We start from the raw sequence: 24,664 nt of genomic DNA on the forward strand, positions 1-24,664 counted from the left end.
CTTTTATAAAGATAAATATGTATATAATAGCAGTGATATAATACCGGCAACCATCATGAAGATATAAAATCCAACATTCCCGGATTGTAAAAGACGCAGGCCTTTGCTTGTCTGAGCGGTTCCGGCACCAAGTCCGTTAACGAGCCCGTCCACGATCTTCTTGTCGACAACCCTATAGAATAATCCAGAAGCTGCATCAAGTGGCTTCCTGACTAGTGTGTCGTAAAGTTCGTCAAGATAGAATTTATTATAGGACACCTTAGCCAGCATCGGACGTTCGGTCTCGTCGGAAACCGGAACGTGGGCTTTTTTAATATATCTGGCATATGCAATTACTATGGAAACAATTACGCCCAAGACGGAAACAGCCATCAATATATACTCGGTTGCGTGATCTGGCGTTTTGCCTGAATATTTAATCACCGGACTTAACCAGTGGGATAGCCAATGACTTCCACCAAGTGCTTCAGGTACGCCTAAGACACCTCCGGCCGCCGACAATATTGCTAAAATAATAAGGGGGATAGTCATCGATGTGGGAGACTCGTGGATCTTTTCCTCGCCATAATGGGTTCCCCGATATGTGCCGTAAAATGTTAGAAATAACATTCGGAACATATAGAATGCCGTTAAGAATGCTCCAAAAAGAGCCACCATCCATAATACTTTGTTATGCGCGTAGACGTGGGCAAGGATTTCGTCTTTGGAGAAAAAGCCTGAGAATGGCGGCAGTCCTGCAATGGCTATGGTGCCGACCAACATTGTAATAAAGGTTACAGGTAGCTTCTTCCGCAATCCACCCATATGCCTCATGTCTTGCTCATGATGCAGGGCATGAATAACTGACCCTGCACACAAAAATAGAAGCGCTTTAAAAAAAGCATGGGTAATCACATGAAAGAATGCTCCTGTGTAGGCTCCAACTCCCAGTCCAAGGAACATATAGCCGAGCTGTGACACAGTTGAGTATGCGAGCACTTTCTTGATGTCATTTTGAGTGAGCGCGATGATCGCTGCCATAATTGCGGTCACCAATCCGACGATGGCTATAATATTCTGTACCATTGGTGCAAGATCGAAGATAACGCTGGATCTCGCGATCATGTATATACCTGCAGTTACCATTGTGGCCGCGTGTATCAATGCCGAGACGGGGGTGGGCCCGGCCATAGCATCGGGGAGCCAGGTAAACAACGGCAACTGTGCGGATTTACCGCAAGCTCCGATAAACAGCAACAGCGCAATTAGCGTAAGGGTCGAATCTTGTGCCAAAAGGTTTTGAACCTGGGGAAATACCTTGGAGAACTCTACACTGCCAAAGGTGGTGAATATGAAGAATACTGCAAGGAGGAAACCCAAATCGCCAATTCGGTTCATCACAAATGCCTTTTTCGCTGCAGATGCATAATTGCCGTTTGTATACCAAAACCCGATCAAAAGGTAGGAACAAAGGCCTACACCTTCCCAGCCGATAAACATAACGACATAGTTAGATCCCAAAACCAAGACTAACATGAAAAAGATGAAAAGATTGAGATAACTGAAAAATTTGCCAAACCCCGGATCGTCATGCATGTAGCCGGCGGAATATACATGTATCAGAAATCCGACACCAGTGACGATCAACAACATGATTGCACTGAGCGGATCTACTAAGAATGACAGGGGGATCTGCAGATAACCAGACGAGATCCAATCAAACAGGAAGACTTCATGGCTCTTTCCAACAGACGAACTGAGTTCTGTGAAGATGGCAATACTAAGGGCAAAAGAAAGAAATATCGCGCCGCTTCCTATGAAGCCTATCAGACTCTTTGAAAAGGTATTTCTTCCAACTCCGTTGATCAACGAGCCGATCAGCGGGATTAATGGAACCAGCCAAACTAAATCTAGTATCATTTTTTCTTCCATCTATTTATTACCATTTAAGGCGATTCAGTACATTAATATCTATGGATTGTGTGTTGCGGTAGACCATCACTATTATACTTAGCCCTACGGCTACCTCTGCTGCAGCGAGCGCCATTATAAAAAACACAAACACTTGGCCGGATGCATCATTGTGGTGCACTGAAAAGGCGGTAAGCAAAAGATTAACTGCATTAAGCATAAGCTCGACAGACATAAATATAACAATAGCATTGCGGCGCGTGAGCACGCCGATCACGCCTATTGTGAAAATAATAGCGCTTAACCAGAGATAGTGGTTTAGCGGCACGGCCTGCAGTTGATTTGTAATTTGATCCACTATACTTTTTCTTTCTTTGTTAACAATACTGAACCTACCATTGCTGAAAGCAATAAGATAGATGATAATTCAAAAGGTAACATAAACGGCCCGAATAGTTGTTGGCCAAGGTTTTTTAATAAGCCCAATCCCGGATCTTTTAATAAAACTGGATTTGATACGGTAGTGGCTTTCATGGAACCTATAAGAGTAACTACCAGGCAGCAGCCAGCAATAGTGCCAGTCACTTTAACCAGTGTGGATTTTAGTGGCTCATTGTCTTTGTTCAGGTTGAGCAACATCAACACGAAGAGAAATAGCACCATAATGGCACCCATATATACAATGAAGTTGACCACTGCAAGAAATTGTGCGTTCAACAAAATGTAATGCACCGTAAGGGTAAAGAAGGTGAGTATAAGATAGAGAACACTATGCACCGGATTTCTGGAAGATATAACCATCAGCGAAAACACAACACTAAGAGTAGCTACGAAATAAAATACAGATGCGCCCATTTATTTCTTATTTAAGGGTTGTTCCACCAACTTATCTTTTCCATAGATGAAATCCTTTCGCAAATAATCCGCTGGCACAATAGGACCATCCAGATAAATTGCCTCTTTTGGACAGGCTTCTTCACACAGGCCACAAAAGATACATCGAAGCATATTGATCTCATAAACGGCTGCATATTTCTCTTCCCGGTAAAGATTCTTCTCTTCAGGCTTGCGCTCCGCAGCTACCATTGTGATGGCTTCTGCCGGACAAGAAAGCGCACAAAGGCCGCAGGCGGTGCAGCGCTCTCTTCCTTCTTCATCTCGCTTAAGAGAATGCATACCCCTGAAATTGACGGAAAATTCACGCTCTTGTTCTGGATACCGAATGGTAGCCTCTTTTTTAAAAAGATGACTAAATGTTACTGAAAGACCTTTAGCGATAGCAGGGAGATACATCCGCTCTGCTAACGTAAGCGGCTTTTGTGCGAGAACTTTCTTTTTATTGGTTAATGGCTCCATTAAACCTCCTATAGTTATCCGACGTTGCGGTGATTAAAACTTTTCAATTATTGCTATGACTATACCGGTAATGACAATGTTTGCAATAGCCAGTGGTATTAGTGCCTTCCAACCCAAATGCATTAACTGGTCATACCGGAAACGCGGGATCGTCCATCTTACCCACATAAAGAAGAATATAAAGGCAAATATTTTTGCAAAGAAGACCAGCGTCCCGATCAAGGGACCTATAACCGGACCTGTTTGTGCTAAGACCCAATCCATCCCAGGATAGTTGTAACCTCCAAAATAAAGCGCGGCCATGACTGCAGACGAAACAAACATATTGATGTATTCAGCAAACAGGTAGAATCCAAGTTTCATAGAGGAGTATTCTGTATGATATCCGCCGATTAGTTCCGTCTCGCATTCCGGGAGATCAAATGGTGCGCGATTGGTTTCAGCAAAAGCACAAACCATAAAAATCAGAAAGCCCATTGGTTGATAAAGGACATTCCAGCGCCATTCATGTTGCTGCTCAACAATTTCTTTAAGACTCATGGTATTCGTAACGAGCAGCAATGCGATAATGGACAGACCCATTGCAATCTCGTAGCTAATATTCTGAGATGCGGCTCGTATGGCGCTAAGTAACGAATACTTATTATTAGAAGCCCATCCGCCTATCATTACTCCGTATACTCCAAGTGAAACGACTCCGAAAATGTACAAAATCCCAACATTAATATCTGTCACCTGCAATGGTACGACTCGGTCCCCAATGACAACTGTACTGCCCCAAGGTATTACAGCCGTTCCTATACATGCTGTAAGCATAGCGAGGCCGGGGCCCACCATAAACAACCATTTGTTTGCGTTGGAAGGAATAATTTCTTCTTTCATAAACATCTTCACTCCATCTGCTAATGGTTGAAGTATACCAAATGGCCCGGCTCTATCTGGACCTAACCTGTCCTGCAAAAACGCTGCTACTTTTCTCTCGGCATAGGTTGAATACATTGCGATAAGTAAGCTTATGGCAAAAATGATTGTTATGAGGATAAATTTCTCAATGACAAAGGATAGTTCCATCAGAATTTGGTGGTTTTTTCTAGTTCTGCTTTATTCGACTGCTGAAGTTTAGGATTTTCCTGGATGACAGGCAGCGGCTTCAAGGTCTCGTAATGATTGGATGCAATTACCGAAGCATCACTGATATGGGTGGGATGCTCAATAACCCAATCGGAAGTGCTCTTCTTATCAAAGCGACACGTGTTGCATATAAACTCTTCGACTTCACCATAAATGTCTTTACGGGCAGTGACACGCAAGACGTCGTTACCTTTGTACCACAGCGTAACTTTTCCAGTACAGGAGGGGCAGTCACGATGCGCATCCACGGGCTTTGTAAACCACACACGATTTCGAAATCTGAAGGTTTTGTCTGTGAGTGCACCTACCGGACATACATCGATAACATTACCCGAAAAATCATTGTCTACAGCGGTTTGAATATAGGTGGAGATTTCAGAATGGTCTCCCCTGTTTAAAATACCATGAACACGCTTATTGGTGATCTGATCAGCAGTAAATACGCATCGGTAACAAAGAATACATCTGTTCATATGCAGTTGTATCTTATCGCCTATGTCTATCCGCTCAAAGGTTCGCCGCTCAAACTCATAGCGGGTTTTTTGCAATCCGTGTTCATAACCAAGATTTTGCAGATCGCACTCGCCGGCTTGATCGCATATCGGGCAGTCAAGCGGGTGATTGATCAGGAGGATTTCGACCACTCCGCTACGTGCCTCAAGTACTTCTGGAGAGGTGATATTCTGTACTTCCATGCCGTCCATCACTGTAGTACGGCACGAAGCCACAAGCTTTGGCATTGGTCTGGGATCTTTTTCTGATCCTTTGCTCACTTTCACGATGCAGGTACGACATTTACCGCCACTCCCTTCCAGTTTTGAATAGTAGCACATAGCTGGGGGGACAATGTCTCCCCCAATTTGACGAGCAGCGTTTAAAATTGTTGTTCCGGGTGCTACTTCTACTGATATCCCGTCTATGGTTACCTTAACTTTATCACTCATGTCGTTACCCTCCTGTACTAAGTTCTACTTTAGCAATAGGCTCGGCATAATTTGCTAAACCATAGTTGCCTTCCAAGCACTTAATTGGTTCCTTTACGTGCCATTCGAATTCATCTCGGAAATGCCTGATCGCACTAGCAACAGGCCAAGCTGCTGCGTCTCCAAGCGGGCATATCGTATTACCTTCTATCTTTTTTGAAACATCTACTAATAAGTCTATGTCACTCATCTTTCCATGCCCATATTCAAGCCTGTGCAATACCTTTTCCATCCAACCGGTGCCCTCCCGGCATGGAGAACATTGCCCGCAACTTTCGTGATGATAAAACCTTGAAAAATTCCATGTATTTCGTACAATACATTGATCTTCGTCGAACGCAATAAAACCTCCGGAACCCAACATAGTTCCTGTGGCGAATCCACCCTCAGCAAGCGACTCATAGCTCATAAGCCTTGGCTCACCATTCGCAAGCTTCAAAGTTAGATTGGCAGGAAGAATAGGTACTGAAGACCCACCAGCCACTGTAGCCTTCAATCTTTTCCCGTTAGCAATACCACCACAGTATTCATCGGAATAAATAAATTCCTCGACCGGTAAACCAAGCTCGATCTCATAAACCCCCGGGCGTACGAGATTCCCTGATGCCGAAATAAGTTTGGTGCCGGTACTCCGTCCAATCCCAATCTTGGCATACTCCTCTCCACCGTCATTAATGATCGGAACAGTAGCAGCGATAGATTCAACATTGTTAACCACTGTGGGACATCCGTAAAGCCCGGCAATAGCGGGAAAGGGCGGCTTAATCCGAGGATTTCCACGTTTGCCTTCCAATGACTCAAGAAGGGCTGTCTCCTCTCCGCATATGTACGCTCCACCTCCTGGCTGAACATATAACTCCAAGTTAAATCCTGAACCCAGAATATTCTGGCCTAAAAAGCCCGCGTCTTTTGCTTCTGCGATTGCTCTTTCCAATATTCTAATCTGGGGCATCATTTCACCACGAACATAAATATATGAAGTGTTTGCACCCAGGGCGAAACTTGATACTATCATTCCCTCAATTAAGGCATGAGGAATATGAGTCATAAGATATCTGTCTTTAAACGTCCCCGGTTCTGATTCGTCTGCGTTGCAAACCAAGTAACGCGGGACACCTTCTGGCTTGGCTAAAAAACTCCATTTCATTCCAGTAGGAAACCCGGCACCACCACGGCCTCGCAGCCCCGATTTTTTCACCTCTTCTACAACCTCATCTGGTGTGAGCGTTTTTAAAGCCTTCTCCACCGCACGATAACCACCCTTTTGACGATAAACATCAAAAGTGTTTATACCGGGCACGTTTATATGTTCTAAAAGTAGTTTCCGGGCCATTATCTTTTGCGTAAGTCTTCTAACAATTCGTTTACCTTTTGTTCATCAAGGTTTTCATAAAATGTATATTCAGGACCGATTTGCAATACCGGTCCATAGCCACAGGCAGCAAGGCATTCCACTCCGCGCCAGCTGAACATCCCATCAGAGGTAACCTCACCTTCTTTAACACCGAGCTCCTGCTCAAGATGATTCATAATTTTCTCCGCACCAACAAGACAACATGGACCTGTTCGGCAAACTTCTAACATATATTTGCCCTGGGGTTTAAGGAAATACATCGTATAAAAAGATGCCACTTCATAGACCTCAATGGGCTGGATCGATAATCGGCTTGCCACTTTATCCATTGCGCTTACACTTAACCAACCAAGTTCTGCCTGTACTTCATGAAGCATAGGCAATAAGGCTGACTTTTGCCTGCCTTCAGGGTAACGACTTAAAATTTCATCGAACTTTGAGAGCAAAGCAGATGAAAACTCTACAGGGTGTTGTTCGTCTATTCTAAGCATCTAATTCTCCAGCAATAATATTCATACTACTCATGTTGATTATCGCGTCAGACAAAAGCATTCCTTTGCTCATAGGTGCAAACATTTGATAATTTATAAAACTAGGTCGTCTGAAATGCAAGCGATAGGGTGTTCTCCCCCCGTCGTTGATTAGATAGAAGCCTACCTCACCATTTCCACCTTCTACAGCGTGATAAACTTCGGCTTTAGGGGCGTCAATTTCACCCATAACGATCTTGAAATGATAAATCAAAGCCTCCATATTATTATAAACTTCTTCCTTTGCTGGAAGATAAAACTCTGGAACGTCAGCATGAAAAATTCCCGCGGGCTCACGCTTAATTTTTTCCATAGCTTGTTGAATAAGTTTAACACTCTGCCACATTTCCTCATTACGTACCAGATAACGGTCATAAATGTCTCCCGAGGTACCTACAGGCACTTCAAAATCGAACTCGTCGTAGGACGAGTAAGGCTCACTCACACGCAGATCATAATCAACACCGGTTGCACGCAATAATGGCCCGGTCCAACTGTAATCGAGCGCTTGCTCCTGTGTGACCGCGGCAACTTTTGCTGTACGATCAATAAAAATTCGATTCCGATTTAAAAGGCCTTCAAATTCACGAAGCGCTTCAGGAAATTCTTTGAGAAACTTATTGATCTTTGCAAAGGCTATCTCGTTGAAATCACGTTCAAACCCGCCGATACGGCCGATATTGGTTGTTAGACGCGCACCGCAAATTTCTTCGTATATCTCATAGATATGCTCTCTGAATTGAAACAAATATAGGAAGGTGGTTGTAGCGCCGGTATCTTGTGCTATGATTGTATTACAAATGATATGATCGGAAATCCGGGCTAACTCCATAATTATGATCCGCAGATAATCAACTCGCTTTGGGGTTTTGATGTTGAGTAACTTTTCTACGGTCATGTGCCAACCCATGTTATTGATCGGCGACGAACAATAATTTAACCTATCTGTAAGGGGTGTGATTTGATAAAACGGCCGGTGCTCTGCTATCTTTTCAAATGCGCGATGTATATAGCCAATTGTCGATACCCCGCTGACGATACGCTCGCCGTCGAGTTGAATAACATTCTGAAATACACCATGTGTAGCCGGATGCGTTGGGCCGAGATTCAGTGTTACCAGCTCATTTTGCGGGTCGTTGTCTGTATATACTGGTTGATTATTCATAACCTATCTTCCGAAATATTCGTCCTTTTTATCAACTCTGTTAGGATCCTCCAAAGGGTATTGTTTCAACATCGGGTGGACACCAAGATCGTCCATATTTAAAATTCTTCTCAAATCAGGATGACCAGTGAATACGACGCCGAACAAATCGTAAGTCTCACGCTCCATCCAATTTGCTCCATTCCATAATACAGTAGCAGATGGAATCTCCGGGCATGCTGCATCAAGAGCAACTTTAACCCTAACTCGCATACGCTTCTTCATGCTGCATAAATGATACACGACGACAAGTGCTTTGGATTTTTCCGGATAATGCACCGCCGTTATGTCTGTAAGGAACGAGAAATCTACTAAAGAATTCTGCTTCAAAAAGCTAAGCACACTAATGATATTTTCTGGGGATGTTTCAAATGTCAAAAGTCCGTAAGGCTCAGAAAATCCGGAAACTTCGTCTTTAAATCTGCCAGCAAGTAACTCTACGATTTCGTGATTCGTAATCTCTGTCATTATTCTATACCGTATGATGCTAACATTTCCTTATATTGACCCGAATTCCTCCGCCTAAGTGATTCATTTTTAACCAAATCCTGTATTTTTCCAAAGCCGTCTAGAATTGCCTCAGGCCTCGGGGGGCATCCAGGGACATAAACATCAACGGGTATGATCTCGTCTATGCCTTGCAGGACGGAGTAGGTATCGAATATACCACCACTTGAGGCACAAGCACCAACAGCCATTACCCAGCGCGGCTCTGCCATTTGCAGATAGACCTGCTTTAATACCGGAGCCATTTTCTTTGCTATTGTGCCCATGACCATAAGCAAGTCAGCCTGACGCGGCGAAAAACTCAACCGCTCTGACCCGAAACGACCAAAATCATAATGAGATCCCATAGTCGCCATAAACTCTATTCCGCAACAAGACGTAGCAAATGGCAGAGGCCATAAAGAATGAGATCTGGCAAGACCAATCACCTTATCCAAAGACGTAGCAAAAAAACCAGACCCTTCGATCCCAGGAGGCGCTCCTACGATATTAATATCACTCATGCTAAAACAAAAAAGGTTCGTTCTAACATAGAACGAACCACAAATCTACAATTTTTTGGAAGCAAATGAATTAGCCTAAATCATTTAGAAACGATCTAAATAATTTAATTCCAGTCTAAAACCTTCTTTTTTAGAACATATACGAAGCCAAGCAGAAGCGTACCCATGAAGATGAACATCTCAATTAATCCACTCATCCCAAGTGCCCTGAAGTTGACAGCCCAGGGATACATAAATATTACCTCGACATCAAATAGCACGAATAAAATGGCCACTAGAAAATACTTAATAGAAAACGGCTGGCGTGCATTACCTACCACCTTCACGCCGGCTTCAAAAGTCGACAGTTTGTCCGTGGTTTTACGCTTGGGTCCAAGCAAGTGCGTGGCGACCAGAGTTACAACGACGAAGCCTAAGGCCACAACGACTTGAAATATGATTGGAAGGAAGTCGACAGGTGTACTTTGTGTTCCCATAATGTTTATTAATGATTGCCAAAAATAAATAAAAAAGGCAGGATAACAACCTGCCTTTCCAATTTGTGCTTCTTTTAATAATTATTTACGCTTAGCCGGCGCTTTTGGAGCAGGCGCAGTCAAGGACTTTAATCCTTCAGCCGCTGTCGCATTTTGCGGATCGATTGCTAATGTTTTATCCCAAAACAGCTTCGCTTTCTCCTTATCGTTTTTATAAGATGCAAACCCAGCAATTTGGTTATAGGCTTCTACCATTTGTCTCTTAGCAGCATCAGTCTGCTTGTCAGGATGCGCTTCCAAAGAATCAACATATTGCTGATAATATGGTAATTTCAGGCCTTGAGGATCAGTATCGCTATCCAGAAGATTGTTAACCCTACCTCTCCATAGATACGCATCATAGGTTGAAGGCGACAGTTTCGCTAATTTTGAAAGCGACGAATCGGCCTTGACCAGTATATCCTTAGATGGGTTAGTATTGGCTCTGTATCCTGCAGCGTAATGAAAATATGACGCAAGCGCATGATAGAAATAATTGTAAAGAGATCCCTGACCATTTGGATTTAATGTATTAACTAGATCGTAAGTCGAAATAGCCTTCTCATAATTTTTAGCATCATAGAAAGACTTTGCTATATCGGCCAGTGCGGTTACCTTAGTCGAGTCCATTTGTACAGCCTTCACGATGTTTTTTACTCCGAGACTGTCCTGCTGATTTTGCAACTGAGATTGACCCAAATACAAATAGTCGTCAGAAATGATCCTGGATGTATCTTTCACTTTAGCAAAGAAATCATTCATATACTGCAGACTGTTTGCATAGTCTTTGTTCTCGTAGGCAGAATAGCCTCTCATTCTAAGTACGATAAGACTTTTCGGGTCGTTCTGGTTAACGCTGGCTAACTCATTGGACACATCTGCCAAGGTTTTGAAATCCCTGGCATAGAAGAGAAACTGAGCATAACGCAATTTAGATTCAAATGATTCATCAGTTAAATCAAGATATTTCTTATAATTGGTTAGAGCCTCTGCTGCCCTCGTCTGAAAATTCTGGGGTTCCTGGTTAGCCCATTGCATATACAGCTCCGCGATCTCCCGATATGCCGGGCCATAGTTAGGATCTGCCTGAATTACGTTTTTCAACTCAAGCTCCGCATCAGAAAATGCGCGGGACTCCTTATACATCCTGCCGATTTGAACGGTTGATCTATACAAAGCGGGGTTGATACTCAGTGCACGCATATAAGCCTGCAATGCTTCCGAATTCTTCCTTTGCAAAGCATAGAAATCGCCTAGCGCAACGAAAGTCTCAGGATCTTTATCCTTATCATCCAACTCATCTGCCTTTTGTAAATTGGGCAATGCAGCCTCAAAGTCCGGTTTGTCAATATCTAAATACGCTTTGCCTATGTAAAGATAAGGTGTATAGTCCTTCTTCGAAGCTACTTCGACTGCCTTATCAAAATTGGTTTTTGCAGATGCCCCATTGTTGGATGCTAAGTCAGCATGCCCCATTCCAATATAGTTCAGAGGATTTTTTGGATCAGCTGCAATTCCTTGTGTAAACGCGGCCCTTGCAGAATCGATATAATCTCTCTGCAGGTAAACGTCACCTAAATAATAATAATTCTCACCTTTCTTTCCTTGTGATCCTACCAATGCTTTCAACATAGTTGTCGCCTTTTGGTACTGTTCGGCATCTATCGCCTTTTTAGCGTCATCTAAACTTTGCGCAAAAGAGGCAGAACCCATCACTAATAAACCCACACTTAAGGTTATCGCTTTCTTTTTCATTTTCATTGGTTCCTATTTAATTTTAGTTCGTATGTGCCTGCTTAGCGGCGTATCTTCATGCAATTTAAAAAAGAGCAACCAGATTGCGCTCTTAATACTTCAAATATAAAATTTAGTTTGTATTCTTCAAGTTAAATTCTCGGGGAACCATTTTATGTGGTCCCAAGCCAGCCCTCAACACAATAAGCTGACCACGCTGACTCACAAGCCAATTTGCGAATCCAGCGCCAAGCCCGTTTTTTCCTTCCGCGTCTATCACATAGACGTTACGAAGAAAAGGGTAAACCCCACTAATCAAATTCGTTTGTATCGGCTTATAAAAAGCATCATCGCCGACTTTCCCTTGCATGTTCTTTACACCCATCATCTTCACCTTCGCAATGAAATCAGACATTTCTGGATTATTGCCAATAAGCCAGTTCACACCAACCACCCCTATGTAGTTCTTGTTATCTGCAATATATTTAATAACGTCATTGTTGTCCTTTAAAGTATATACACCCTCTTTTGGAATATCATTTACGCCAGAAAGCTCTTTGAAATATCTGAGAGTACTGGAATAAGCATTATCGAATACCAGATTTTTTCCCGAATTCGAGGCCCCTTTAAATATCCTAATGACTTCCTCAACAGTAATATTACTATCAACATCACCCGACTGGGTGATTAAAGCGATGCCATCAATGGCAAATCTGGACACTTTCGGAACTACGCCCTTTTTCTTGTAAACCGCCTCTTCGTCAGTTCGCAACATCCGAGACAGAATAAGCACCCGTGCAGTATCGTTCAAAAAAGCCGGAATAATCTTTTGCTCATTCTCGGACCTAACAATAAAATGAGCGTCTTTATAATCGCTTGTAAAGACTTCGATCTGATCCGCAATGATTGAAGAAAATGACTCGTCGACAAGGATTTTAACAGTGCCGGATGTTCTCGTCTGTTCATTAGAACCAGACTTTTCCGCGTTGGTGCACGAAACAAATACAATAGCTGCCAGTATAATATTAAGATATCTCATTCGGGTTCCTCTTGCTTTAAAACACGGGTCAACCTGATAGCCGCGTAGACGATTAACAGACAGCCAAAAATAATTCGATATTTTCTTTCGATGGTCACTGGCATGTCGCTCCATGCAATCAGAATAACACCCAAAGCAAGGTAAACTAAAAACATGGCCAGCCCTAAAATAGACAGAAATCGCTGTTGAGGCGATTTCTGTCTAAACCCATTTAAATTAAACATGCTATTGCGACAATGTAAAACTAATCGGGATATTGAATTTAACACGCACCTTTTTACCGTTCTGTACTCCTGGTATCCATCTAGGGCTCGCTTTAAGTACGCGGATCGCCTCTTCATCCGTGCCGCCACCTAATTTTCTTTCGACCTTAATATCTGTCAAGGAACCGTCTTTCTCAACTACGAAAGACAAATAAACCTTACCTTGGATATTATTCTCCTGGGCCATAGTCGGATAACGAACAGCCTTCTGGACATAAGCGTAGAACTTATCCATCCCTCCAGGGAAACTTGGTTGAGATTCCAAGCTCACGAAATCGTAAACTTTCGTATCCTCAACTACCGCTGCCTGCTTAGGACCGTCGCCAGCTACCGTGGCGATAACTATATCGGCATCAGGATCTCCGGCAATTGTCTTTTGCCCCGGATCGGCTTTTTTCAAGTCCTCAATTTCAACCGGCTCCTCATCCCGAACCAACTCATCCGGCTTAACGATTGGAGGAGGGAACTTCACCTGATCCTGCTTAGGGGGAGGAGGTTGCGGTGGTGGAGGAGGTGGAGTTTCCGGATTTACCGGTGGAGGCGGCTGAACAACAACCTCAACCTGTTTAACAACTTCTTCTTCGGGAGGAGGCCCTTCAAAAAGTTGAATAATCTTTGGGGATAAAAACACCAACACAAATGCAGTTGATGCAAACAGCAATGATCTTGTTGTATTTGAAGCGCTCTGCTGACGAAGTTCGTAAGCACCGTAGCTCTTGTTCTTATTTGCAAATACAACATCAAGCCAATCCCGCTTTAATAAATCTATTTTTGAACCAAACATAGCTTAATATTTTTGTTTATCGTTATTTTAATATCCCGCCCTGCCTCATGAATGCTTTCTCATTGTCCAGGATATTTACATCGTCAATCGCTGGAGCGGTCGTGATTCCTGCAATATTCAACTCGTCCATGATGTCAACAAAATTCTTGTATGTGGCTCCTTCTGTTGGTTTGACTACAATTACTATTTTCCGGCCGGTAGTTTTAAGCACATTTTCCTTATTCTTAAGGATCGACAATCTGACTTCAGCAAAGCTCTCAATTACAGGCTGCGCATCCTTTGCTTCACCCATATACCAAGCCACTTTATTTTTCTCGCCAAGCAGTATGGTCATAGTTTGAGAGGCGCGAAGCTCATTTCTTACATCGTTATCCTCTTGGTCAGGCTTCGCGATATCCATCGCAATTGGTTTCGACAGTGAGGTGGTTAACATAAAGAACGTAATCAAAAGGAACGCAAGATCCACCATCGCGGTTAAATCCACTTTGGTACTGGCTTTCTTACTCCTTACTTTACCGCCCTTTTTGCCACCTCCGCTGGAGGTATCTAATTCTGCCATATTATTTGTTATTTTCCGCCTTCGGCCGAAGTAATTAAACTAAATTTGTTAATTTTTTGATCCTGAAGAATATCGACAATCTTCTTAACAGTGGGATATTCTTCCTCGGCGTCACCTTTTATACTGATCCGAAGAGGTTCATTGTGCAGTTCCGCCACCGCGTGACGGTTTTGCATAATCCATTCTGCGAGCTGGTTATTCGTCGAATCGGCCGGTATCCCCTTACTTTGCTTTGCAAACTCCTCTCGCTGCTCAGCGTTCATCGCAATGAACTGTTTCATACTCTCGATTGGCACTCCGAAAGACCCCAATACGGCAAAACGCTTTCTCTCTTCAGGAGTGAACTGTATACTGTATTGTTTACCCATCCTGTCCAAAGTAGCCACTTTGATGTCCTGACCTACAATCTCATAAAACACCTTTCCTTTACCGATCGACAAAATGCCAATATCTGTATCAGGAACCTTAATCTTATAGGTTGAGCTCGGTATTCGGATATCCAAAGGATCCGGCTGGCGTGCAGTTGCTGTTAATATAAAGAAAGTAAGTAGTAAGAAAGATACATCACACATTGCGGTCATATCTATCGAAGTACTCTTTCTTTGAACCTTTGCTCTTGGCATAACTTAAAAATTACTTATTTTCTTACTAATGATGCTAACTCATCCGGTTTTCCATAAAGCCGGTAAAAAAATATCTTATTTATGCGTACTAGCGTAAGTTTGGATAATGCTGAAGCCCGCCTCATCAATTGCGTATGTTAATTTGTCAATTTTTGATGTCAGGATGTTGTACATAATAATTGCAAAAGTGGACGTTCCGATACCAGTTGCAGTGTTTATCAACGCTTCAGAAATACCAGTTGCCAACGCAGCCTGATCCGGAGCCCCAGAGTTTGCCAAGCCGCCGAAGGCCTTGATCATACCTGTAACCGTACCCAAAAGACCTGTTAACGTACCAACAGAAACCAACGTTGCAATAACCGTAAGGTTCTGCTCAAGCATAGGCATCTCTAAAGTTGTAGCTTCTTCAATATCTTTTTGGATTGCGAGACATTTTTGCTCAGTATCCATATTCGGTTCAACCTCCATTTCCCGGTATTTTTTCAGACCCGACTTAATTACGTTCGCTACAGAACCTTGTTGCTTATCACATTCAGCTATCGCTGCCTCAATATTATTTGAATTCAATAGCGCTTGGATTTTTTTAACGAAAGAGTCCAGACCACTCTTTCCGGTTGCTTTACCAATTACAATCATCCGCTCTATAGAAAATACAATCACCATCAGGAACATTCCCAATAAAATAGGTACAATAAACCCTCCTTTGTAAGCCATACCCATATAGTTACCTGGTAAAGGAAGAGTCTCATGCAAGTCAGGGTCTGCGCCATTTATGAAATTCCCTCTATCTCCAAAAATAAACTTGTAAACACAAATTCCGATAATGATACAAATTGGAATGGTTAGTGTTGCAAATAAATTTGACGCTGAAGAAGAGCCTTCTTTTTTTGCTGTTGTTGGTTTTGGTGCGTTTGCCATTTTTTTAGTTTTTAGTTTTTAGTACTTGTTGTTTTAAATTTTAGATTATTATTTCGGTATACTCACAACGGTGATTACAGATAAATGTTGCAAAAACAAATTTATAACTTTGATTTAAATTCCAAATTAAATAATCATCAGCTGTTCTGTCTCTTCGCTGCCTCTTTAATACGTGCTCGTATCCTCTATAATTAAAAAAGATTGCCTCGTTTCTGAGACAATCTTTCACAATTAAAAATAAAAAAAAAATGAAATGCAAATTTTTGATTAAAAAAAAGCTTTAAACAGTATTTTCAACCAGTTTTGGTAGCGCATCCAGGATATCAGATGCAGCATGCTCTTCGAATTGCTTAAAGTTTTCCATGAAAGCATTTCGGAGTTCTTTAGCTTTCAAATCGTAAGACTGGGTGTTGGGCCAGGAATTTCTCGGATTAAGCAAACTATCTGGTACTCCGGGACAACGCAAAGGAATTTTTAAGCCAAAATATGGGTCTAACTCGTAAAGAACTTTATTCAATGCGCCCGATAAAGCCGCATTAATCATCGCCCTGGTATAAGAAAGTTTGATTCTTTTACCTGTTCCGTACGCACCTCCACTCCATCCGGTATTTACAAGCCAAATATTCACGCTACTATCGCTGAGCTTTTTACCCAATAGGTTAGCGTATTCAGCCGGATGCAGAGGAAGAAAAGCCTTTCCAAAGCATGCTGAAAAAGTTGCCTGCGGCTCGGTAACGCCTGCCTCTGTACCTGCAATCTTCGCCGTATAACCTGACATAAAATGAAACATTGCTTGGGATGAACTAAGTTTGGAGATAGGAGGAAGTATCCCAAAGGCGTCTGCCGTCAGAAAAAATATGTTCTCAGGCGCCGATCCAACTGAGGGGATCACCGCGTTATTAATAAAATCAATTGGATAAGCGACCCTGGTATTCTCGGTCTTCGAAATGTCTGAAAAATTAACTGTTCTTGTGTTGGAAAAGCACTTGACGTTCTCTAAGAGCGAGCCAAACCTGACTGCATGAAAAATCTCCGGTTCCTTCTCAGCACTTAAGTCCGCACATTTTGCATAACAGCCGCCTTCAAAATTAAATACCCCATTCTCATGCCATCCATGTTCATCGTCGCCGATGAGGCGGCGTTCTGGGTCGGCTGACAGGGTAGTCTTACCGGTGCCTGAGAGTCCGAAGAATATCGCCGTGTCTCCAGCTCGCCCTATGTTAGCAGAACAATGCATGGGTAAAACGTTATGGCTCGGAAGTGTAAAGTTTAAAACCGAGAAGACTGCCTTTTTGATCTCTCCGGTATATCCTGTACCTCCAATCAAAATTACTTTACGGCTAAAATTAATGATTGAAAAGTTCTCCTGTCTGCTGCCATCAATCTGAGGGTTAGCTTTAAAGCTCGGGGCAGCAATAATTGTCCACTGCGGAATAGAAAATTCTTCCTCGGATTCAGATCTTAAGAACAGATTATTAACGAAAAGGCTTTGATACGCAGTTTCTGTTATTACCCTCAAGCTCATTTGATGGTTGCTATCGGAACCGACGTAAGCATCTCTTACGTAGAACCTGTTCTGATTAAGATACTCAATCATTTTGGCAAAAAGTTGATTAAACTTGTCAGCACTATAAGGGATGTTAATATCTCCCCACCACACTTTATTCTCCGTGACAGCGTCTGTAACGATGAATCTGTCCTTTGGCGACCGCCCTGTAAACTCGCCGGTATCTATCGCAAGCGCCCCCGAATCCGTGAGAAATCCTTCCGCATTTAGAATTGCTTCCTCAATTAACCTCGGGACGCATAGTTGATACAAAGCATTCTCCGTCTTCAGTTGCAGATAGCTTAAATCAAGCTTAGGCATATGCTCTTTGCTCATAATAAGATAATAAGTTAGTTCGCCAAAGTTATATACATTCCAGGCTAACAACCACCGTTTCCAGGGAAAAAATTTACTTATTGTACCTTATACACACATCAATACATTCAATTCATTTTCAGTTTTCGGAAATAAATCTGAGCATTTATCCGCCCGCTTTTTTTGCGTTGTAACCTTCCTTAATAAGTAGCGACAAGACTTTCTCCCGGAAGTCTCCCTGGATGAAAATTTCTCCATACTTAACACCGCCCCCTACGCCGCACTTTACTTTAAGCATCTTCGATAACAATTCTAAATCCGCCCCTGAACCTCTGAAACCGGTAACTAGAGTTACGGCTTTTCCGCTACGGTTTTTTTTGTCGAGCATAACCTTAAGGATTTGCTGACCGTTCGGTATTTTAGCCGGCAACTCTTCCTCATGATTAAATTCAAAATCGGGATTGGTAGAGTACATAATTCCACCAAGTTTTGAGTGTCCTTTTTTCTTTGACATGCTAGGCGATAATTTTTAATGCTTGAGGAAGGACAGAGATATGAACATCCTTTCCCATTAAATAAGGCTCGCCATCAATATGAACGAAGCCGTCACTTTCCCGAAGGATGTTAATCTCTTTTCCTCGGATTATCTCCACCAGACCAAACCTATCTGTTTGCCGAAGAAGCATCTGGTAAGCGAGAAGGGGTAACTTGTATAACGGAAATTCCTTTATAACACATAAGTCTAAAATGCCGTCCGTAACAGAGGCATCAGGAGCAATATGAGCGTTATTACCATATTGAGAAGAGTTTGCGACACTGATCGCGAACGCCCTTCGGCTATAGTTTTTACTGTCTACCGAAAAGCAATATTTTTCGGCCCTGTAATTTATCATTTCATTAAAGCCAAGTTTCAGGTAGCCTCTCAGACCCCGCAACTTCTGCTTAGCGAAAACGGCGCTGATGTGAGCATCAAAGCCAGCCCCGGCCATATTAAAAAAATATTTGTCCCCTATTTTTCCGGCATCAATTGCTTTAATATTCCGTTCATTTAGAACTTGGACGGCCCTACTCGACGACATAGGGATCTTCAGGTATCTTGACAATCCGTTACCCGACCCAAAAGGGATAATACCTAAAACTTTGTTCCGCTTAATTACTTCGCTAGCCACTTCATTGACCGTACCATCACCGCCAACAGCCACAATTACGTCGAATTCTGAAGCATCAATTCCTCCAGCCAATTCTGAAGCATGGCCTTCGTATTCAGTGAACACATACCTAGCGTTGAACTTGTTCTGGTCAAGACACGATTCGATCATAGAAGGAAGGTTTTTTTTTGTTTTCCCACCAGAAATTGGATTAATTATAAAAAGTACGTCTGACCTTTCCAAAGCTATAATATTGACCCGCAAAATAATCGATAATTTTTGACTATTTAAATATATGTCTTAATTTAGCGGTCCAAAGTGGACTGATTTGCGATGCCTATATGGCAGGATTGCAACCACGTAAAAAAAAGTGCTAATCAATCATACACTTCATTTACAGCCCGTCCGGGATCTCCCTCCATTTTGCAGTAAGTTAAACTTAAAATAAATTAATATTTAGCATGTCTTATTTATTTACATCTGAATCAGTTTCTGAAGGTCACCCCGATAAAATAGCCGACCAGATTTCTGACGCGCTTATCGACAATTTCCTTGCGTTCGATGCAGAGTCTAAGGTTGCCTGTGAGACGCTTGTAACTACCGGCCAGGTAATTTTGGCGGGAGAGGTAAAATCACAAACTTATCTCGACGTTCAACAGATTGCACGCGATGTAATCAGGAAAATTGGTTACACAAAAAGTGAATATATGTTCGAAGCCAATTCCTGCGGCATTCTTTCCGCTATACACGAACAGTCTCAAGACATCAATCAAGGTGTCGACAGGAGCAGCAAAGAAGAACAAGGAGCTGGCGACCAGGGTATGATGTTCGGCTATGCAACCAATGAGACTGAAGATTTCATGCCGCTTGCGCTTGATCTGTCTCATAAACTGCTGCAGGAACTAGCAGCCTTGCGGAGGGAGAACAAAGAGATTACCTATCTGCGCCCTGACGCAAAATCGCAGGTGACTTTAGCATACGACGATAACAACAAGCCTGTTCGCATCGATGCGATCGTTATTTCCACACAGCACGATGATTTCGACGAAGAAGGGGCCATGCTTACCAAAATAAAAAACGACCTGGTCGGCATCCTTATACCCAGAATCATTGCCAAGTACCCTCAGTACGCCCACCTCTTCAACGACAAGATAGCCTATCACATTAACCCTACCGGTAAGTTCGTTATCGGCGGACCGCATGGTGATACTGGCCTTACTGGCCGTAAGATCATCGTCGATACCTACGGAGGAAAGGGCGCACACGGCGGTGGCGCATTTTCAGGAAAAGATCCAAGTAAAGTAGACAGAAGCGCAGCATATGCTACGCGACATATTGCCAAAAACCTGGTCGCTGCCGGAGTAGCGGAAGAAGTACTCGTACAGGTTAGCTACGCTATCGGGGTTGCCAAACCAATGGGTATCTATATCAATACCTATGGCACATCCAAGGTAAATAAAACCGATGGGGAAATCGCCCGGATCGTTGAAGGCCTGTTCGACATGCGTCCATACTTTATAGAGCAGCGTTTGAAGCTTCGCAATCCCATATACAGCGAAACGGCAGCGTACGGACATATGGGCCGCCGTCCAGAAACTGTTACCAAAACTTTCAGAAGCCCTAGCGGAGAAGAAAAAACTGTAACAGTAGAGCTGTTCACCTGGGAAAAACTGGATTTTGTAGATCAGGTTAAATCGGCTTTCGCCTTATAGCAATAACTGTCGCCGACATACACACCAGAAAGGCTTTCCATTAAAGGAAGGCCTTTTCTGTTTTAGCACACATAAAACTTATTGCCATATGGGTTGTTTTATTAGAAAAACCAATCTATTATGGAACGTCCTGTAGAAATGAACACACTTAGCCAGATACTGGAAAAACTAAGACTAAAAGGTCTCGACAACGAGATTAAGATGACCGATCACGGTAAGATGCAAGGCGTCGGCCTCAACAAGATCTATAACCCCGACGACCTGACTATCATAAAAACCTATCGCTTTGAGGGCGATTCAGATCCTGGAGATAACTCTGTGCTATATATCCTGGAAGATAAAGATGGGCAGGTTGGATACATTCTGGATGCTTACGGCATGTACAGCTCACAAGAGAATGCCGGGTTTGACGACTTTCTGAAAAAGATTCCGACTGCCGACCGGGACATGCAGGAACTGCTGTCCTAAACCCTTAAAAATCCGGATCACAACTAATCAAGATCGATTTAAACACAAAAAGCACTCAATTGAGTGCTTTTTTGCGGTCTGGACGGGACTCGAACCCGCGACCTCCGCCGTGACAGGGCGGCATTCTAACCAGCTGAACTACCAGACCTTTTTCCCTTTCGTTTCGGGAATGCAAATATAGCTCGTTTATTTAACTTTGCAACAATTATTTCAAAATAATTGTAACCCATTAATTTACAGCACCCTCTTTTAGCTTCTCGGCATTCTCCGCAAATTGCAGCGCATCAATCAACTCCTGAATACCCCCATCCATTACACCACTCAGGTTATACAATGTAAGTCCGATACGGTGATCCGTAACCCTGCCCTGAGGATAATTATAGGTTCTGATCTTAGCAGAACGGTCGCCCGTAGACACCATCGTTTTACGCTTGGCAGCGATATCGCCGGTCTTTTTCTGCAACTCAATATCGTACAATTTACTGCGCAACATTTCCATCGCGATGATCCGGTTGCCCAGTTGCGAGCGTTCTTTCTGGCACACCACCACAATACCCGAAGGCTTGTGTGTCAACTGTACTTTTGTCTCAACCTTGTTCACGTTCTGACCACCCGCACCGCCGGAGCGTGATGTCTGCAGCTCAATGTCGGCCGGATTAATAAACAAATCTATCTCTTCCGCCTCCGGCAAAACCGCAACAGAAGCTGCAGAAGTGTGTACCCGTCCTTGCGTCTCCGTATCCGGAACACGCTGCACGCGGTGCACGCCAGACTCATACTTAAGCTGTCCGTACACATCCTCACCACTAACTTTCAGGATTACCTCCTTATAGCCTCCTGCCGTACCTTCCGTAACATCAATCGTCTCAACCTTCCAGCCCCTTTGCTCAAAGAACCGGGTATACATACGGTATAAGTCGCCAGCAAACAAAGCCGCCTCATCACCGCCGGTACCGCCCCTGATCTCAAACATAGCATTCTTGGCATCTTCAGGATCCTTTGGGATCAGCATCAGCCGCACACGCTCTTCCATCTCCTCCTGCTGCGCCAGCAAAAGCTCCAGCTCTTCCTTGGCCATCTCGCGCATCTCAGGATCCTTCTCAGCGGTCAGAATTTCCCGGTTGGCTTCAATATTACTAATGATATTCTTGTAGACCTTATACTCCTCTACAACCTTGGTCAGATCTTTATATTCCTTATTTAAAGCTGCAAAGCGTTTCATATCCTGCATGGTATCAGGATTACTCAACTGTTCCTCCACATCTTCCCAGCGCAACTTTATCGCTTCTAATTTATCTAGCATGACAACCTATTATTTCGGGCAGCAAAAATACGGCTTTTTAGATTAACCTCATTAAAACTAGCCATTAAAATACCTCAAACGCACTTCCTTTCCATCAAACACAGCGTAAGAATATGATTTCAACCACTCTCCGGTATTAATATACCTCGAACCATTGCCCAGATCAATATCAAGCGGAAGGTGGCGGTGACCAAAAATGAAGTAATCGTAATGCGAATCAGTCAACCGATCCTTTGAATACACGGCCAGCCATTCGTTGTCGACCCCCTGAAAAACTTCTTCAGCCCGGCTCGCGGCGCGACTATGGTTGGCCCATGCGGTTGCTATACCTATGCCGATTCTCGGCGGCAACAGCCCGAAAAGCCACTGGCAGAGCGGATTCCGAAAGATCTTTCTCAGGAATTTATACTTGCCGTCGCCGGGGCCCAAACCGTCACCATGATGTAAAAAGAACCGTTTGCCGCCACGCTCAATCACCAGCTCATCGCTCACAATCTCCACACCCATTTCCCTGGTAAAATAATCCCGCACCCACATATCATGATTCCCTTTAAAAAAGTAAATCCTTATCCCAGCATCGGCCATGAACGCCAGCTTACCTTGCAGGCGAACAAAACCCTTCGGCACAACTTTCCGGTACTCAAACCAGAAATCGAATACATCGCCCATCAGGAACAGTTCCGAACAGGAAGGCGTAATCTCATCCAGCCAGCGTACAATTTTGTCCTCCCGTTCACGGCTTGTCGCTAAATCCGGGGAGCCCAGGTGAAAATCGGAAGCGAAATAGATGTTTTTGTCCATGCGTAATGCACAAATATAAATTAATATTGCAAGCCCGGCGTTCCAAAATAAATTCTAGGGAATTTGTAGATAATCTAAAATAGAATCGTTATTAATAGCAAAAGTTTGTAAATTCGCCACAAATTTAAAGATACCATGATTTCTACTGATATAGCCATAATTGGTGCCGGGCCTGTAGGTTTATTTGCGATATTTGAAGCAGGGCTTTTAAAAATGCGTTGTCATTTAATCGACTACCTTCCTCAGGTAGGCGGCCAGCTTTCAGAAATTTATCCAAAAAAACCCATCTACGACATCCCTGGCTATCCAACAGTACTTGCTCAGGAGCTTATCGACAACCTGATGGAACAGGCCAAACCTTTCCATCCGGGCTTCACGCTGGGCGAGCGGATAGAGGGACTGGAAAAGCGGGGCGAACAGGATTTCGTGCTGACAACCAACATGGGCACCGTCATCGAAGCGAAAGTGGTGGTCATTGCCGGGGGACTAGGCTGCTTCGAGCCGCGCAAACCTGCTGTAGCTAATCTGGAGCACTTTGAAAACGGACGGGGCGTTAACTATATGATCCTGGATCCGGAGCAGTACCGCGGACAAAAAATGGTGATTGCAGGAGGCGGTGACTCGGCGCTCGACTGGACGATCTTCCTGGCCGATGTGGTAGAAGAGCTTACCCTGGTACACCGGAGCGAAAGCTTCAGGGGCGCGCCAGATTCTGTAAACAAAGTCATGGCACTTGCCGAAAGCGGAAAAATCAATCTTATCCTTAACAGTAACCTAAATGCGGTGAATGGCAGCGGGCGGCTGGAAAGCGTAGAGATCATTCACAACAAAACGCTCGAAACGACTACTGTAGAAGCAGATCACCTCATTCCTCTTTTCGGCCTTAGTCCGAAACTTGGCCCAATCGAACAGTGGAACCTTAACATCAGCAAGAGCGCTATAGAGGTCAACGTAGACGACTACTCTACAAACATACCGGGCATCTATGCCATTGGCGACATCAACACCTACACAAACAAGCTGAAACTTATCCTTTGCGGTTTCCACGAAGCTGCGCTGATGAGCCACAGTGCATACCAGTACATGAATCCGGGTGTTAAATACACCATGAAGTATACTACAGTAAACGGCGTATCAGAATTTTAAGCATGCAAGACAACAACATCACCGTCCACGTTCAAAACCCGGATGGCAGCCGCACTGCCCTCGAAGCTCCTGTAGATATGGGACTTAGCCTGATGGAATTCTTAAAAGCCTGCGAATACGATATCCTTGCTACCTGCGGCGGCATGGCACTTTGCGCAACATGCTGTGTAGACGTACTGGAAGGCGAAGAAAAACTCAACGACATGTCGGACGATGAGTACGCCATGCTGGATACCCTGCCCGATCTTTTACCCAACTCCAGATTAGCCTGTCAATTGCAGCTCAATCCGGCTATGGACGGACTGGTAGTTAAACTTCATCACGCCGAATAG

At 43.5% G+C, this 24,664-nt stretch carries 27 protein-coding genes and 1 tRNA gene; 4 read left to right on the top strand and 24 right to left on the bottom strand.

Annotation, left to right across the window (positions count from 1 at the left end):
- Positions 1–3: 3 nt before the first annotated feature.
- The 21 genes from nuoL to QEP07_RS10140 form a co-directional block, all read right to left on the bottom strand.
- On the bottom strand, positions 4–1,896 hold the full coding sequence (gene nuoL / locus QEP07_RS10040; RefSeq protein ID WP_285010742.1) for an NADH-quinone oxidoreductase subunit L: 1,893 nt from the start codon (positions 1,894–1,896) through the stop codon (positions 4–6).
- Between the two features lie 22 nt (positions 1,897–1,918).
- Positions 1,919–2,248 (bottom strand): NADH-quinone oxidoreductase subunit NuoK, encoded by a 330-nt coding sequence (gene nuoK / locus QEP07_RS10045; protein WP_256003098.1) that lies wholly within the window; start codon positions 2,246–2,248, stop codon positions 1,919–1,921.
- Positions 2,248–2,745, bottom strand: a complete 498-nt coding sequence (locus QEP07_RS10050) for an NADH-quinone oxidoreductase subunit J family protein (protein WP_256003097.1) — start codon at positions 2,743–2,745, stop codon at positions 2,248–2,250. Before QEP07_RS10050 ends, nuoK begins: the two co-directional genes overlap by 1 nt.
- Positions 2,746–3,246, bottom strand: coding sequence for a NuoI/complex I 23 kDa subunit family protein (locus tag QEP07_RS10055; RefSeq protein WP_256003096.1), 501 nt, complete (start codon positions 3,244–3,246; stop codon positions 2,746–2,748). It abuts the gene before it with no gap.
- Positions 3,247–3,279: 33 nt separating this feature from the next.
- On the bottom strand, positions 3,280–4,317 hold the full coding sequence (gene nuoH / locus QEP07_RS10060) for an NADH-quinone oxidoreductase subunit NuoH (protein WP_285009954.1): 1,038 nt from the start codon (positions 4,315–4,317) through the stop codon (positions 3,280–3,282).
- Positions 4,317–5,321 (bottom strand): NADH-quinone oxidoreductase subunit G, encoded by a 1,005-nt coding sequence (locus QEP07_RS10065; RefSeq protein ID WP_285009955.1) that lies wholly within the window; start codon positions 5,319–5,321, stop codon positions 4,317–4,319. The genes nuoH and QEP07_RS10065 overlap by 1 nt, the downstream gene beginning before the upstream one ends.
- A 4-nt stretch (positions 5,322–5,325) precedes the next feature.
- Positions 5,326–6,693, bottom strand: a complete 1,368-nt coding sequence (gene nuoF, locus QEP07_RS10070; protein WP_256003093.1) for an NADH-quinone oxidoreductase subunit NuoF — start codon at positions 6,691–6,693, stop codon at positions 5,326–5,328.
- Positions 6,693–7,205 (bottom strand): NADH-quinone oxidoreductase subunit NuoE family protein, encoded by a 513-nt coding sequence (locus tag QEP07_RS10075; protein WP_256003090.1) that lies wholly within the window; start codon positions 7,203–7,205, stop codon positions 6,693–6,695. Before QEP07_RS10075 ends, nuoF begins: the two co-directional genes overlap by 1 nt.
- On the bottom strand, positions 7,198–8,409 hold the full coding sequence (locus QEP07_RS10080; RefSeq protein ID WP_285009957.1) for an NADH-quinone oxidoreductase subunit D: 1,212 nt from the start codon (positions 8,407–8,409) through the stop codon (positions 7,198–7,200). Before QEP07_RS10080 ends, QEP07_RS10075 begins: the two co-directional genes overlap by 8 nt.
- A gap of 3 nt (positions 8,410–8,412) precedes the next feature.
- Positions 8,413–8,916, bottom strand: coding sequence for an NADH-quinone oxidoreductase subunit C (locus QEP07_RS10085; RefSeq protein ID WP_285009958.1), 504 nt, complete (start codon positions 8,914–8,916; stop codon positions 8,413–8,415).
- Complete coding sequence (locus QEP07_RS10090) at positions 8,916–9,458, bottom strand: NADH-quinone oxidoreductase subunit B (RefSeq protein ID WP_256003084.1); 543 nt, start codon at positions 9,456–9,458, stop codon at positions 8,916–8,918. The genes QEP07_RS10085 and QEP07_RS10090 overlap by 1 nt, the downstream gene beginning before the upstream one ends.
- Positions 9,459–9,562: 104 nt before the next feature.
- The gene (locus QEP07_RS10095) at positions 9,563–9,934 is read right to left on the bottom strand and encodes an NADH-quinone oxidoreductase subunit A (protein WP_285009960.1); all 372 of its coding nucleotides are present in this window, start codon (positions 9,932–9,934) and stop codon (positions 9,563–9,565) included.
- Between the two features lie 81 nt (positions 9,935–10,015).
- On the bottom strand, positions 10,016–11,734 hold the full coding sequence (locus QEP07_RS10100; protein ID WP_285009962.1) for a tetratricopeptide repeat protein: 1,719 nt from the start codon (positions 11,732–11,734) through the stop codon (positions 10,016–10,018).
- Positions 11,735–11,840: 106 nt separating this feature from the next.
- Positions 11,841–12,746 (bottom strand): substrate-binding domain-containing protein, encoded by a 906-nt coding sequence (locus tag QEP07_RS10105; protein ID WP_285009963.1) that lies wholly within the window; start codon positions 12,744–12,746, stop codon positions 11,841–11,843.
- Between the two features lie 225 nt (positions 12,747–12,971).
- Positions 12,972–13,793: an energy transducer TonB gene (locus QEP07_RS10110; RefSeq protein WP_285009964.1), complete on the bottom strand. Its 822-nt coding sequence runs from the start codon at positions 13,791–13,793 to the stop codon at positions 12,972–12,974.
- Between the two features lie 22 nt (positions 13,794–13,815).
- A complete protein-coding gene (locus QEP07_RS10115) occupies positions 13,816–14,352 on the bottom strand; it encodes an ExbD/TolR family protein (protein ID WP_285009966.1) in 537 nt (178 codons plus the stop codon).
- 8 nt (positions 14,353–14,360) lie between these two features.
- Positions 14,361–14,975: an ExbD/TolR family protein gene (locus QEP07_RS10120; RefSeq protein WP_256003076.1), complete on the bottom strand. Its 615-nt coding sequence runs from the start codon at positions 14,973–14,975 to the stop codon at positions 14,361–14,363.
- A 75-nt stretch (positions 14,976–15,050) separates the two neighbouring features.
- The gene (locus tag QEP07_RS10125; protein ID WP_256003073.1) at positions 15,051–15,893 is read right to left on the bottom strand and encodes a MotA/TolQ/ExbB proton channel family protein; all 843 of its coding nucleotides are present in this window, start codon (positions 15,891–15,893) and stop codon (positions 15,051–15,053) included.
- 280 nt (positions 15,894–16,173) lie between these two features.
- The gene (gene pckA / locus QEP07_RS10130) at positions 16,174–17,775 is read right to left on the bottom strand and encodes a phosphoenolpyruvate carboxykinase (ATP) (RefSeq protein WP_285009968.1); all 1,602 of its coding nucleotides are present in this window, start codon (positions 17,773–17,775) and stop codon (positions 16,174–16,176) included.
- Positions 17,776–17,920: 145 nt separating this feature from the next.
- Complete coding sequence (locus QEP07_RS10135; protein WP_285009970.1) at positions 17,921–18,268, bottom strand: translation initiation factor; 348 nt, start codon at positions 18,266–18,268, stop codon at positions 17,921–17,923.
- A 1-nt stretch (position 18,269) separates the two neighbouring features.
- Positions 18,270–19,166: a diacylglycerol/lipid kinase family protein gene (locus QEP07_RS10140; RefSeq protein WP_350223370.1), complete on the bottom strand. Its 897-nt coding sequence runs from the start codon at positions 19,164–19,166 to the stop codon at positions 18,270–18,272.
- Between the two features lie 197 nt (positions 19,167–19,363).
- Here QEP07_RS10140 and metK point away from each other — a divergent pair, with 197 nt between their 5' ends.
- Together metK and QEP07_RS10150 are read left to right on the top strand one after the other, a co-directional pair.
- The gene (gene metK / locus QEP07_RS10145; protein WP_285009973.1) at positions 19,364–20,614 is read left to right on the top strand and encodes a methionine adenosyltransferase; all 1,251 of its coding nucleotides are present in this window, start codon (positions 19,364–19,366) and stop codon (positions 20,612–20,614) included.
- Positions 20,615–20,734: 120 nt separating this feature from the next.
- The gene (locus tag QEP07_RS10150; protein WP_256003063.1) at positions 20,735–21,082 is read left to right on the top strand and encodes a hypothetical protein; all 348 of its coding nucleotides are present in this window, start codon (positions 20,735–20,737) and stop codon (positions 21,080–21,082) included.
- Positions 21,083–21,156: 74 nt separating this feature from the next.
- Here QEP07_RS10150 and QEP07_RS10155 read toward each other — a convergent pair.
- From QEP07_RS10155 to QEP07_RS10165, 3 genes are all read right to left on the bottom strand, one after another.
- Positions 21,157–21,230 (bottom strand) — tRNA-Asp (locus QEP07_RS10155).
- A gap of 81 nt (positions 21,231–21,311) precedes the next feature.
- Entirely contained in the window at positions 21,312–22,385 is a 1,074-nt protein-coding gene (prfA, locus tag QEP07_RS10160) for a peptide chain release factor 1 (protein ID WP_285009975.1), read from the bottom strand.
- 57 nt (positions 22,386–22,442) lie between these two features.
- The gene (locus QEP07_RS10165) at positions 22,443–23,186 is read right to left on the bottom strand and encodes a UDP-2,3-diacylglucosamine diphosphatase (protein ID WP_285009976.1); all 744 of its coding nucleotides are present in this window, start codon (positions 23,184–23,186) and stop codon (positions 22,443–22,445) included.
- Between the two features lie 135 nt (positions 23,187–23,321).
- Here QEP07_RS10165 and QEP07_RS10170 point away from each other — a divergent pair, with 135 nt between their 5' ends.
- Together QEP07_RS10170 and QEP07_RS10175 are read left to right on the top strand one after the other, a co-directional pair.
- Positions 23,322–24,332 (top strand): NAD(P)/FAD-dependent oxidoreductase, encoded by a 1,011-nt coding sequence (locus QEP07_RS10170; protein WP_285009978.1) that lies wholly within the window; start codon positions 23,322–23,324, stop codon positions 24,330–24,332.
- Between the two features lie 2 nt (positions 24,333–24,334).
- Entirely contained in the window at positions 24,335–24,664 is a 330-nt protein-coding gene (locus QEP07_RS10175; protein ID WP_256003053.1) for a 2Fe-2S iron-sulfur cluster-binding protein, read from the top strand.

Origin of the sequence: Pedobacter faecalis, assembly GCF_030182585.1 — a bacterium.
In the GTDB taxonomy this organism is placed as follows: domain Bacteria; phylum Bacteroidota; class Bacteroidia; order Sphingobacteriales; family Sphingobacteriaceae; genus Pedobacter; species Pedobacter faecalis.